The following is a 12,263-nucleotide window of genomic DNA, read 5'->3' on the forward strand; positions in this document are numbered from 1 at the left end:
CCTCGTTGAGATCGTCCGACCGGAGAATTGGACCGGTCCATCGTTGATTCAGCTTATTTTTCGGCTTGTTCTAATGTCAATACAAATAGCGGGAGGGCGGTGCCCCTGGGGATAGCGACCGCCCTCCTCGGGTCTACGCCACGGCAGCGGGTTGACCACCGTCCAGAACGGCACGAACCGCGACGGCCGCATCGTGGAAGGTCGCGCTGGCTGCGTTCTTGCTCAGTCCCATCACGTGCGGGGTCAGCACCGTATTGGGGTGGTGATAAAGCGGGTGGTCCTGGGCCGGCTCAGGGTCGAAGGCATCCAGTCCGGCACCGGAAATGCGCCCTTCCTCCAAGGCCTCCAAGAGCGCATTCTCATCCACGATCCCACCACGACTGACGTTGATCAGCACCGCCCCGGGGCGCATGGTAGCCAAGGCGTCCCGGTCGATGAGGTTTCTGGTTTGTTCGACCAACGGAAGATGCAGAGAAACGACGTCGGAACCCTTGAGGAGCTCTTCCACGGTTTCTGCGCGGATCTCGGGGTCGACCGGGGCCACGGGGTCGTAGGCCAGGATCTCCATCCCGAAGGCCCGAGCGATGTGGGCCACGCGCCGGCCGATACGCCCGTAGCCCACGATGCCCAGGGTCGCGCCCTCGAGGTCACCCACCGGAACTCCGGATCGCTCGGCCCACCGGCCTTCGCGCACCAACCGTGTCAGCGGGTCCAACGACTTGACCAAGTGCAGGATGTGGGCGAAAGCCCCTTCGGCTACGGCATTGGTATTGGTTCCCGGAGTGATGGCAACAGGAATACCCCGCCGCTGCGCCGCGGGCACGTCGACGTCGTCGACTCCCACTCCCGTTCGGGCAATGACTTTGAGCTCGGGCATGCGCTCGAGTTCGGCCTCGCCGACCGTCACCGCGGCTCGGACTATCGCGCCTTCCGCGACGGCGAGGTCCTGCGGTCCGGGCTCCGCGACGAAATCCACGTCAGGTCCGAGTACGGTCTCGACTTCTTCGGGCGGAACCGGTCCCAGCCCTATGACGACGTGACGGTTCTGCTGAGCGGATTCAGTCATTGTGCGATCCCTCCAGGCGAGTGACGACGTCGCGAGCTGCATTTGCCAAAAGGGTCGAATCCGACCCCACCGGGAGGAAGGTGAATCCTTGTGCGGCACGCTTTTCCGCCACATCGGTGTTGGCACTGAGAATCCCTGCGGAAATCCCGGCCTTCCGCGCGGCATTGAGGACGCGGTCCACGGCGTCCTTGAATTCCTCCGACTCGAAATTGCGCGGTGTTCCCAAGGCGTAGGAGAGATCGAGCGGTCCGATGAACAGCACATCGACTCCGTCCAGCACGGCTATCTCTTCCACCTCATTGAGGGCGCCAAGAGTTTCGATCTGGACAATGCACAGGGCTTCACTGTTCGCGGTGTCCAACGCACCCGTATCAAGACCCCACCGGACGGAACGGTTGTACGTAGCAACCCCGCGCATCCCCTGGGGTGGGTACCGGAAGTAACGCAACGTTTCCTCGACCTGGATGGCATCGTTGATTCGGGGCAACATGATTCCGGCCGCACCCGCGTCCAGCGCCCGACCGATACGAATACGCTCCAAGGACTCGACGCGCACCAGTGTCGCCGTACCGTAGCCGCCCGTGGAAGCCACAACTTGGCCGATGTGGGATTCGTCCGATCCGCCGTGCTCGAGGTCCAGCAGAACCCAGTCCAGGCCGGCGGCTGCCATGATTTCCGCGGCCGCGGGATGCCCGATGCCGCAGAAAGCACCATGCGTCAGTTCACCCGAGCGGATGCGCTGGGCCAACTTTCCCTTGTCCAATGGAGTCGGACTCATACGTGCCACCTCTGATCCCGCAGTCCCTCTTCGTACTCGGTCCGCAAGGGCGAGACCCACTCCTGTTCGCTGACTTCAGCCGGTGCCACGTCCCAGAAAACTTCCGATCCGGGCAGGTCCACCAGGGGAACGGTGGGCACAACGATCATGACTGGGCCCTCGTGGCTTCTGGTTTCGTCCAGGGCGGTACGAACCTCCTCGGCAGAGGTCGCTCGAATCACCTTGGCACCGAGACCTTCACCGATGTTCTCGAGCCCCACCTGGAGGTAGTCGCCCGAGAGCCGCCCCTGCTCGTCGTGGCCGCGATACCGGAAATCGTTCCCGAATTGTTCGCCGAATTTCATCATCTGGAGACGGCGGATCACCTGGAAACCGTGGTTTTCCGAAACCACGTAGGTCACTTTGAGACCTTCCTGGGCCGCGGTGAGGATCTCCGTGGGGTTCATGAGGAACGTACCGTCCCCGATGAATACCGAGACGCGCTTTTCTTCCTCGGGATTCGCCAGCCGCACCCCGATACCGGCAGGAATCTCGTACCCCATGCACGAGAAACCGAATTCGAGGTGTGCATGGCGCCCTTCGGTCGCGTCCCAGACCTTGAGGAGGTCCCCGGGAGGGCCGCCCGCCGCGGCGATCACGACGTCGCCGCTCTGGGAGTGCTCCTGCATCAGGCCGATCAGCTGCCCTTGGGTCAGCACGGCGTCCGTGTCAGGGATGTTGAGATCGGCGTGTTCGGGTGCGTTCTTGTCGAACACCGTGTCAGGGTCCAGCGCTGCGGCACGCTGCGGACGCCATTCGTCCTTCTGACTACGGATCTCGCTGGACCAGTCCTGGGAGACCCCGTAGTCCTCGAGGTCGGACAGCAGATCCTCGATGCCTCGCCGAGCGTCGGAGACGGCGGCGATGCCGCCCTGTTTGATGGCGTCGATTTCCGCGATATTGATTGCGGCGAATCGCACATCGGGGTTCTTGAACATGGTCTGTGAACCCGTGGAGAAATCGGTCAGGCGAGTACCGATCGAAAGGATCAGGTCAGCCTGGGCCACGAGTCGGTTGGTGGCCGGATTGCCCTCCAACCCGAGACCCCCGAGGAACCAGTCCGCGTCGTGCTGGATGGCGCCCTTGCCCCCGAAAGTTTCGGCAACGGGGATGCCGGTGGCCTCCCCGAGTTGCTGCAGCTTCTCCTGCGCCAACGAGTAGTGGACCCCGCCGCCGGCAATAATCAAGGGCTTCTCCGCACCACGGATCGCTTCTGCGATCGCATGAATCTCCTCCGGCTGAGGAGCGGTGCGTCGAATGGGCCAGTCCCGCTCGCGGAAGAGCTCAACCGGGAAGTCATACGCCATGGACTGCAGGTCCTGCGAGACAGAGAGCACGACAGCGCCGGTCTCGACCGGGTTCGCAAGGACCCGGAAGGCCTGGGGCAGAGAAGTGATGAGCTGCTCGGGTCGGGTGATCCGGTCGAAGAAACGGGACACGGGCCGGAATGCGTCATTCACGGTCAGACCCGGATCGCTGGGGTCCTCGAGCTGTTGTAGGACCACACCCTGTCGTCGCGTCGCGTACGTGTCGCCCGGCAGGAGCAACAAGGGCAGCCGATTGACGGTGGCCAAAGCCGAGGCCGTCACCAGGTTCATGGCCCCGGGACCGATTGAGGCCGTCACGGCGAGGGTCTGGCGTCGCTGAGTCGCCTTGGCGAGGCCCGAACCGATGTGCCCGAGAGACTGCTCATTGCGCCCCTGGATAAACGGGATCGAATCCGAGTACTGGGAGAACGCCTGGCTGAATCCGGACACGTTTCCGTGCCCGAAGATCCCTCCGGCGGCCGGGATGAAACGGCGCCGTTCGCCGTCCATGATCGAATACTGGTTGCTGATGAATTTGACGATGGCTTGGGCGACGGTGAGTCGAATCGTCGGGTCCTGATGAGTCATGATGCTTCCTTGCATTCAACGAGTGGTCTGTCAGGGAAAAAGATGGGGTTACTGGTCCCAGGGCCGGCCATGCAGGATCACGGCCTTTTCCTCGGTCATTTCGGCTACCGCCGCACGGGGGCCTTCTTTGCCGACGCCGGAAGCCTTCAACCCTCCGTATGGCATGAGGTCCGCACGCCACAAGGGCGTCCAGTTGATATGTACAACGCCCGCGTCGATCTCACGCGCGGCACGAACTGCATTGTCGTTGTCCTTGGTGAACACGCCGGCCGCGAGACCGTAGTCGGTCGAGTTCGCGAGATCCAGTGCTTCGCCGACATCCTGGGCCACGGACACGGCCACGCCGGGGCCGAAGAGTTCTTGCTGGGCGATTGAGGATCGCGGATCCACGTTGGAGAGGATCGTGGGTTGCACAATCGCACCGTCCCGCTCGCCGCCCTGAGCCAAGGTCGCGCCTTCGTCGACGGCCAGACGGAAGGCCTGTTCAACGCGCTGGGCTTCTCGCTCATCGATGAGCGTGCCCACGGTTGTCTTGTCGTCCGAGGGATCGCCGGTTCGGTGCTCGGAAACCTTGGCCTTGAGGGCATCCAGGAAGTCGGTCGCGACATCGCGATGAGCCACAACTCGCTGGACCGAAATACATACCTGGCCTGCGTTGATGTATCCGCCCGCCGCAACGGCGCTGGCCGCGAGATCGATGTCGGCGTCCGGCAGCACGACCACGGGTGCGGAGGAGCCCAATTCGAGGGAAAGCTTTTTCACCCCGGCGGTAGCAGCGATATGCTCCCCAACCGCGGTGGACCCGGTGAAGCTGATCTTCCGAACCCTGGGGTCCGAGGTGAGTGCATCGCCAATGGTTTTTCCTGATCCGGTCAAAACGGACAGAACGCCCTCCGGCAGACCCGCATCCACGAAGCACTCCGCGAGCGCGAGCGCCGTCAACGGGGTTGCTCCGGCAGGTTTGAGAATGACTGCGTTGCCTGCGGCCAGAGCGGGAGCAACCTTGTGATTGACCAACAGCGCCGGATAGTTGAAGGGACTGATCGCAGCGACCACTCCGACTGGCTGACGAATAGTGAAGCCGAGCTTGTCCAGTCCGGTGCCTCGGTTGGCGTCCAAGGGCAGGGACTGCCCATAGAGCTGCGTTCCCTCGAATGCGGCGAGACGGATGATGTCCCCCGAGCGTTTGGCTTCGCCGGTGGCCTCACCCAGCGTCTTTCCGTTTTCCGCGCTCAGTATGCGGCCGATCTCTTCCGCCCTCTGGTCCGCAAGGTCAGCAGCTTTGAGGAGGATATCCGAGCGCTCGTGGGCCGGGGTCCGGCGCCATTTCGCAGCGCCGTGTTCCGCCGCACGGATGGCTCGCTCGACGTCCTCGGCGGCGGCAGACTCCACCTGCCCGACGACTCGCCCATCGAACGGAGACGTGACGTCCCGAGGCGCGGAACCGTTACTCGCTTTCTCCCAGATGCCTCCGATCAGGAGTTCCTTGCTGACCATGGTGTGCCTTTCGGTTGACGTCGACGTCGTACAAATACGTCATTCCAGATTTTGGACCGGTCCAAAATTGGGCTCCAAAGCACCCTTGCCTATCGAACCGAAGTCACTGTGGACCGGTCCAACACACTTTAGGGTGACCCAATGCACAGGTCAAGGTGAGACTTTTCCCTGTGCCGGAGGCCTACCCGGCCGTCGAGCGTCGGACCACCAGTTCCGGCACAAGGGTTACGTTTTCGCTGTTACGACCGGTCCGGGCGATCGATTCCGCAATCGTATCCGCCGCCAGTTGCCCGATGTCGCGGTTTCTGGGGTCGACCGAGGTTAACGAGATACGCGACATGGCGGCAATCGACGTGTTGTCGAATCCTGTGACGGCAAGATCCTCGGGAACTCGCAAACTCATGGAGTCGGCGGCAGACTGCACACCCAGGGCCACCAGATCGCTGACCGCTACGATCGCCGTCGGCCGGGAGTCAGAAGTCAACATCATGGTGGCGGCCTCGAAACCTTCTTCTTCGGAGAAGGCCGCCCTCATGGCTCGCTCCGGCAGTCCCCGCTCGCGGACGAACCTCAGGTACGCCGCGTGGCGCCCTCTCGAGACCCCACCTCCCTCGCCTCCGACGAAACCGATGTCCCGGTGTCCCTGTTCGACCAAGTGATCCATGACCAGGCGAATGCCCGCCTCGTCGTCCGCACGGATAGATGGGTGGTCCGACCCGGGCTCGGCCGCCGCACTGGCAAAAACCACAGGCATCCCGACCGGCAGGCGCGCATCCTCGACGGACGTTCCAACAATCACGAGACCGCGCGGGCGGAGGTCACGAAACATATCGAGAACCTGTTCGTTGATCTCTCCATATCTTTCACCCCGGTAGGCCGAGCCGACGTCGGTAGCGCTGGCCACCAGGCCGTAGCGACCGTGGCGGTGCAGCTCCGCTCTCGCGGCCTCGGCGATTTCGGTCAGCACCGGATTCGCCATATCGACCACCAGTATTCCCACGAAAGGCGACCCCTCCGTGGCCAGTGTCCTGGCCAGGAGATTGGGCCGGTACCCGAGGCGGTCCGCGGCGGCGCGGATTCTGTCCAGACGTTCGGAGCTCACGCGCGACGAGTCCTGGAATGCAAGGGAGACCAAGGACTTGGAGACTCCCGCTTCGGCCGCCACATCGCGGATCGTCGGGCGATCATTCCGGTCAGAGGTCTTTTCCATGCTCCATATCCTGGCACAGGATCCCCCGCACGACCGGAGTCGGCGGAGGCACCGCACGCTTTTTCGCCGCTTCGCCGAGGTACCCGCGGCGGGCAGAACGACACACGATGTGCGGCTATCGCCCCAGGAGATTCGGGTAGATTCCGCGCATGACGTTCACGATCTCATCCGCTTGGTCGGGTGAGACCGCGAAGTCGAGGATGGCGAATTCGTACCACGTGATCGTCCCGTAGGATGCACCGAACATGGACTGGAAATCCGGCTTGTTCCCCGCGGACAGGTCACCGAACGCACGCTTGCCGTTGACCGTCAGATGACTGTTCGCCCCGTCGAAACTGGCGACGAGAACGACATTCCGGTCGCGCGATTCGACATGGATCAGATCCTTGTCACGTTGCAGAGAGTAGGTCCCTGTCCTCTGTAACCGGCACGGTCCGAAGTCCGCGATGGGTCCCGTCGGACCGGGGCATGAGAAGACGCCGATCATCGTGAATGCCGCGGTCCGCGAGTGCCGAAAGGCAAACTGCCCCGATTGATACGACCCCTTGGTGATCTGGAGTGCTTTGCCGTCCGCACTGTCGATGACTCGCACATCCGCGGGCGTGGTCCGGACGACGGCCGTGCGGCTCAGCCCCATGGCATCGGGAATCCGGCTGGGGTCCTCAGCGTTCATGGTCGACGCGACCCAGCGGGCCGCAACGGGTACTCCAAGATCCGGCAGAAGGTACTCGGCCAGGTCATTGCTGATTTTCGATTGAGTTCGAATCATGGTGGTCATGAATTTCCTCCTAGTCGGAAACCTGATCGAGGATCCGCCCGTTGCCCAGAACAAAGTTCCGGCCGGTGGCGCCCCCTCTAATGACCTCGCCAGAGGGCCGATTTTCGGTCAGTGAATGGTGTGACACCGTGATCATGTTTTCGCGCGCCTCGGCCCCGAAGGCGAGGGCATGCTTCTGCCATCCGTAGAAAGTTCCACGATCCTGCTCCGCTGCTGTGTTCGACGAAATGTTCAGAACGTTTCTCGACCCTTCGATGAAGGCTCCGACGTGCCCGGAGGAAGTTGTGGCACGTACCGGGTTATCGGCTCGGGTTCGGCCGTCATCACCATAAACCTGGCGCTCTATTGTCTCTTCGTTGGTCAGCCACGGTTCCAGGTCATCGTCGGCTCGCATGGCCCACGGCGGCACCGTATTGTTCGCGTCCACGGAGATCTGGATATTCGCGCCTTCCCTTCCCGGGGTAATCCACAGACCGTGCCCGGAATGGTTCTGGGATGAGGACGAGGAAACGGTGACGTCGGCCCCATTTCCACGGAATTCCCAGCCATTGGCCCACCGCCGCCGATACGCATTTCCGTCCGGCGCCGGGTGTTTGAGAACTGCGGTTCCGGACATCCACGTTTTGACATTCGAATAGTTCACGGATCCGTGCAGGGAACGGACTCCGGTGAATTCCGCTTGCCCCACGGTGCAGTCCGACCAGGAACAATCAGGCGGCGAGATGAAGCCAACACCAGGCCTGTTGGCCACCACATTGTGGAAAACAGTACCCCCATTCCCTCTCCACCCGAAGACGGCCGTGCCGTAGACATCGTTGATTCTCACGTTGACAACCAAGTTGTAGAGATCGAGGCCTTCGTCGTCCTGGTCGGGCTTGGGTTCTGATCGTATAATCCAAATTCCATGGGGCATGGTTGCCGGGTTCTCAAGAGAGTTCCGGGCCCATTTGACCCCCTTGGACCACACCGTTTGGTTGAACCTGTTTCCCTCCAAGGTCACGTCACGAACCTCTGTGCGGTAGTTCTTGTGGCCGGAAGCGGATGGTGTCACGGCGACGATGGGTCTGTTCGCTCCGTTGGGGAGAACAAGCTTCGTGATTCGCTGACCGGATCCAGCCAGTGAGACTCCTGGAGCGAGGGTCACGCTCGCCAGCGTCGCACCGGGAGGAAGAACCACCGTGCCTCCACCGTTCTCGGAGACGGAGACCACCAGGCGACTCAACGCTTCGGTATCATCGGTTCCGCTCTTCGGTTCCCATGCCATGCCCATGTTCGGATTGCGCTCGAGCACGGCGTCGGACTTGACGCCACCGGCGGCAGCCGGGATCAGACCACCGTTGTGCTTGGACGAATACCGGAGAAGCCGAGGTGAAAGCGATCCCGAAGAATCGAGAATGTCCACCCTCCGCACGCCATCGGTCACCGCCAGGAGGCTGTCGCCTGGAGCCTCGGGGTCAAACCCGAACTTCTCATAGGCCGCCGGCGTGGGATGTCCGTCCGGCTTCCGTGCCTCGATCCAGGTTGGCTCCGCATTCTTTCCGGTCGCGGCAAAGACGAGATCTTCTCGCGGACCGTTGTTGCCCCGTGTGGGATATCCGCGAAGAGACCGTTCTTCTTTCATCGCCCGTTTTCCTTCCTTTTCATCTGAAGACAACCTTCCACGAGTGGCGCCCGCATCAGACCAAGTGCAGACGCTTGAATTCCTCGAACAAGCCCGCGGCCCACGCTTTTCCTCCGGGAATGCTGAGATGACCGCGGTCGTCCAGGGTCAGGGAGGCAGGAATGACTCCGTTGTCCTCGGCGGCCCGGTCCTTGCCTGTCATCCTCTGATCCGCCACGGCGAATGACTTCTCCCGGTGTTCGATCAGCCACCGGAAGGGCTCGATGAACGCGTCCTCGAATTCCTGTTTGAGCCTTCCGTTCCACGCATCGACCTTCGCGCGTTCCGGGGTGCCGAACTTCTCCGCCTGCCACGCGGGGATCTCGGTCACCACATACGTCAGTTCCTCAGCCGGATGCTTCTCGATCATGGTGCGAATGTTCTTCACCAGACCATCGACGGATCCGCCGGTGTCTATCTCGTTTCGGCCGAGGGCGAAGACGACGGAAAAGTTTCGGTGGAACCCTAGTGTCCCGATGGACTGCTCGTGGTGCGGGTCCACTGCGATGTCGACGGATCCCGAGATCTCGAGTTCCTCGCCGGGCCAGGCGCGTCTGAACCACGTCTTCTTCGAGGACCTTGGCCGAATGATCGCTCCCCGAACACCATTTATTTCGACCCGGAGTTCCACTCCCTCGTGCATCTGAAAGGCTGAGGGCTCGAAGTCGAGCACCTCGATGCTGCCCTTGGGCGGAATTCTGCCGCCGTCGAGCCGTGCCCTCAGAGGCTCGCAGCCGGATCTGATCGCCACGACCAGCGACGTGTCTTCGATCGTGCTCGCATCCATGTGCTCGTAACCGGTGAGTTCCGCACAGGCTGGAACCAATCTTGAAAGATTCGTGAAGGAATCTCCGAAGTGCACCCACTCACCTGGGGAGGAGAGTCGACGAGTCTGCCCACTCGGAGACGTGCTGCTCGCAATCGGGCTCGGCGAAGCGGTCCTTCCCAACGGCTCCTGCGCGCACCCCGTGGCCATGACCCCGATCGCGCCCATGCCTACCGCCCGGAGCAACGAACGCCGCGAGGCCAGTCGGCAGGGGTCAGCGACCGATTCAGCCATCACTGGTTTGCTCTGAATCATGGCTATTCCTTCTCCTGGGGACACAACTCAGTCAACGAGGGGGCACTGCAACCACAATCCGAATGGCCGCAGAGGTCGGCGTGGCGCGAATCCGGTTCTCTTTCCAGTATTCGGACTTCTCCAAGACCGCCATGTGACGACCATTCGGCATGCCCGCCGTCCTCTCCCCTGGCGCAGAAGGTCATTCGGCGAGCTGTGATCGAGCATCACACCAAGTGCAGGCGTTTGAACTCTTCGTACATTCCCATGGCCCATGCTTTTCCCCCATCGATGCTGAAGTGCCCGCGCTCGTCCTCCTTCAGCGACACGGGTATGACTCCGCTTTCCACGGACGGCCTGTCTAGGCGGGTCATTCTCTTGTCCGCCAGCGACAAGGACTTTTCCAGGTGCTTGAGTACCCACTGGACCGGCTCGATGTATCTGTCTCCGAACTCCTCCTTGAGGCGGTTGTTCCATGCGTCGAGCTTTTCGCGTTCAGGGGTTCCGATTTTCTCGTTCTGCCACGGGGGTATCTCGGTCACCACGAACTCCACCTGCTCGGCGGGATGCTTGTCGATCATGACCCTAATATGGTCGACCAAGCCGCCAACTTCCTGTTGAGTGTCGAGATCGTTGCGTCCGATCGCGAACACGATCGAAGAATTCGTATGGAACCCTTGGCCCAAATGCTGCTGTTCACGGGTCGGGTCCAAGATAATTTCGGAAGCTCCCGGAGCATCCACTTCATGACCGGGGCGATTCCGTTCAAAATGAACTTTCCCGTCTGTCGAACGTAGAATCAGAATTCCCCGAACCCCCAAAATTTCTGCGTTATAATCCCATTGCTCCAGCATTTTGTATCCATGCGGTGCAAAGTTGAGCACTTCAATATCGCCGGAAGAGGGAATCTTACCTCCAAGAACCTCACCTTTGAGACCGATGCTGCCGGACCTAATAGCCGCGGTCAGGGAATTATCACCAGGAACACTCGCATCCAGGTGCATGTAACCAGTTAATTCTCCGAGAGCCGGAGCGACCTTGGAGACTCGGGTGAAGGAATCGCCGAAATGCACCCACCGTTTGCGAGAAGACCGTTTTGGTGTTGCCACGGTTGAGGGCTCAGGCGTGGCCTCAGGGGTAGGGGTTGAAGACCTCTTCACAGGTTCCTGGGCGCACCCTGCCGTGGTGACCACCGTTGCGCCTATACCCAGGGATCGGAGCACTGAACGCCGCGAGATCCGCTGCCCGAGAGCATTCGCCGATGCATCTGGCACTGATTTGCCATAAACCATTGTTGTTCTTTCTTCTCGAGTGAAGGCCAGTCGATGAAGGGTTCCTCTGCGGCCGGATACCGAACCTCCTCAGGGGTCAGCGCGGCGCGGACCTGGAGATCATTCCCGGATCCGGATTTCATTGTCAGCGACCCTTCCTCATCATGTGGTGAGAATTTTGGGTACTAAATCTCTCACCGCACGAGGTTCAGGCGTTTGAGTTCTTCGACGACGCCCGCGGCGCATGCTTTTCCGCCGGCCTCGCTGAGGTGGCCCCGATCGCCCAGGGTCAGGGAAACAGGTATGACGCCCTCGTCCCCGGCGGCTCGGTCCTCGTCGGTCATCTCCTGACCGGCCAAAGCGAATGACTTTTCCCGGTGATCGATAAGCCACCGGAAGGGTTCAATGAATGCATCCCCGAACTCCTGTTTGAGCCTTCCGTTCCAGGCATCGAGTTCTTCACGCTCCGGAGTACCGTTCTTCTCGTCCTGCCAGGCGGGAATCTCGGTCACCACATACCTCAGCTCATCGGCCGGGTGCTTCTCGATCATGGTCCGAATGTTCTTCACCAGGTCATCAACGGGCTCCCCGAGATCGATGTCGTTGCGTCCCAGCGCGAAAACAACCGAATAGTTATGGTGGAAACCCTCGGTACCTATGCCCTGTTCGTGGCCCGGGTCCATGAGGATGTCGACCCGCCCGGTAGCATCGACCGCCTCGCCTTCGCGTTCGCGCGTGAACAGAGTCTTCTTCGTGGGCGGTTGCAAGATCATGACTCCCCGAACACCATGTATTTCGACCTTGTACTCCCAACCCTCCAGCATCCGAAAGCCCGCCGGATCGAAGTCGAGAATTTCCACACTTCCCTCGGCCGGTATCTTGTCGCCGTCTACCCGTGCCCTTAATGGGTCGCTTCCCGTTCTAATTGTCGCGGTGAGCGAATTGTCCGCCGGGATACTCGCGTCCATGTGTTGGAAACCGGTCATGGCTGCGCACGCTGGGACCAAGT

The 12,263-nt window shown here is 61.4% G+C and carries 10 protein-coding genes; all 10 read right to left on the reverse strand.

What is annotated here, in order from left to right; genetic code table 11:
* Positions 1-133: 133 nt before the first annotated feature.
* The 10 genes from AB0Y14_RS06460 to AB0Y14_RS06505 all read right to left on the reverse strand — a co-directional run bounded on the left by AB0Y14_RS06460 (position 134) and on the right by AB0Y14_RS06505 (position 12,240).
* Positions 134-1,066 carry a hydroxyacid dehydrogenase gene (locus tag AB0Y14_RS06460; RefSeq protein WP_436588364.1) on the reverse strand — a complete coding sequence of 311 codons (933 nt, stop codon included), beginning with the start codon at positions 1,064-1,066 and terminating at the stop codon, positions 134-136.
* Positions 1,059-1,844, reverse strand: a complete 786-nt coding sequence (locus AB0Y14_RS06465) for an HpcH/HpaI aldolase family protein (protein WP_436588365.1) — start codon at positions 1,842-1,844, stop codon at positions 1,059-1,061. The genes AB0Y14_RS06460 and AB0Y14_RS06465 overlap by 8 nt, the downstream gene beginning before the upstream one ends.
* The gene (iolD, locus tag AB0Y14_RS06470; protein ID WP_436588366.1) at positions 1,841-3,778 is read right to left on the reverse strand and encodes a 3D-(3,5/4)-trihydroxycyclohexane-1,2-dione acylhydrolase (decyclizing); all 1,938 of its coding nucleotides are present in this window, start codon (positions 3,776-3,778) and stop codon (positions 1,841-1,843) included. Before iolD ends, AB0Y14_RS06465 begins: the two co-directional genes overlap by 4 nt.
* A gap of 48 nt (positions 3,779-3,826) precedes the next feature.
* On the reverse strand, positions 3,827-5,275 hold the full coding sequence (locus tag AB0Y14_RS06475; RefSeq protein WP_436588367.1) for an aldehyde dehydrogenase family protein: 1,449 nt from the start codon (positions 5,273-5,275) through the stop codon (positions 3,827-3,829).
* Between the two features lie 181 nt (positions 5,276-5,456).
* Positions 5,457-6,485, reverse strand: a complete 1,029-nt coding sequence (locus AB0Y14_RS06480; protein WP_436588368.1) for a LacI family DNA-binding transcriptional regulator — start codon at positions 6,483-6,485, stop codon at positions 5,457-5,459.
* A gap of 115 nt (positions 6,486-6,600) precedes the next feature.
* Positions 6,601-7,263, reverse strand: a complete 663-nt coding sequence (locus AB0Y14_RS06485) for a hypothetical protein (RefSeq protein WP_436588369.1) — start codon at positions 7,261-7,263, stop codon at positions 6,601-6,603.
* Positions 7,264-7,273: 10 nt separating this feature from the next.
* Positions 7,274-8,884 (reverse strand): hypothetical protein, encoded by a 1,611-nt coding sequence (locus AB0Y14_RS06490; protein ID WP_436588370.1) that lies wholly within the window; start codon positions 8,882-8,884, stop codon positions 7,274-7,276.
* 55 nt (positions 8,885-8,939) lie between these two features.
* A complete protein-coding gene (locus tag AB0Y14_RS06495) occupies positions 8,940-10,004 on the reverse strand; it encodes a hypothetical protein (protein WP_436588371.1) in 1,065 nt (354 codons plus the stop codon).
* A gap of 206 nt (positions 10,005-10,210) precedes the next feature.
* On the reverse strand, positions 10,211-11,092 hold the full coding sequence (locus AB0Y14_RS06500; RefSeq protein ID WP_436588372.1) for a hypothetical protein: 882 nt from the start codon (positions 11,090-11,092) through the stop codon (positions 10,211-10,213).
* 356 nt (positions 11,093-11,448) lie between these two features.
* Entirely contained in the window at positions 11,449-12,240 is a 792-nt protein-coding gene (locus AB0Y14_RS06505) for an SGNH/GDSL hydrolase family protein (protein ID WP_436588373.1), read from the reverse strand.
* Between the last annotated feature and the right edge of the window lie 23 nt (positions 12,241-12,263).

This window comes from Rothia sp. HC945, assembly GCF_051370785.1.
Lineage (GTDB): Bacteria > Actinomycetota > Actinomycetes > Actinomycetales > Micrococcaceae > Rothia.

Bases quoted from the DNA above. Each gene is read 5' to 3' on its own strand.
- AB0Y14_RS06485 (WP_436588369.1), bottom strand. From the start codon at position 7,263: ATGACCACCATGATTCGAACTCAATCGAAAATCAGCAATGACCTGGCC.
- AB0Y14_RS06490 (WP_436588370.1), bottom strand. From the start codon at position 8,884: ATGAAAGAAGAACGGTCTCTTCGCGGATATCCCACACGGGGCAACAAC.
- AB0Y14_RS06505 (WP_436588373.1), bottom strand. From the start codon at position 12,240: ATGACCGGTTTCCAACACATGGACGCGAGTATCCCGGCGGACAATTCG.
- AB0Y14_RS06460 (WP_436588364.1), bottom strand. From the start codon at position 1,066: ATGACTGAATCCGCTCAGCAGAACCGTCACGTCGTCATAGGGCTGGGA.
- AB0Y14_RS06475 (WP_436588367.1), bottom strand. From the start codon at position 5,275: ATGGTCAGCAAGGAACTCCTGATCGGAGGCATCTGGGAGAAAGCGAGT.
- AB0Y14_RS06495 (WP_436588371.1), bottom strand. From the start codon at position 10,004: ATGATTCAGAGCAAACCAGTGATGGCTGAATCGGTCGCTGACCCCTGC.
- AB0Y14_RS06480 (WP_436588368.1), bottom strand. From the start codon at position 6,485: ATGGAAAAGACCTCTGACCGGAATGATCGCCCGACGATCCGCGATGTG.
- iolD (WP_436588366.1), bottom strand. From the start codon at position 3,778: ATGACTCATCAGGACCCGACGATTCGACTCACCGTCGCCCAAGCCATC.
- AB0Y14_RS06465 (WP_436588365.1), bottom strand. From the start codon at position 1,844: ATGAGTCCGACTCCATTGGACAAGGGAAAGTTGGCCCAGCGCATCCGC.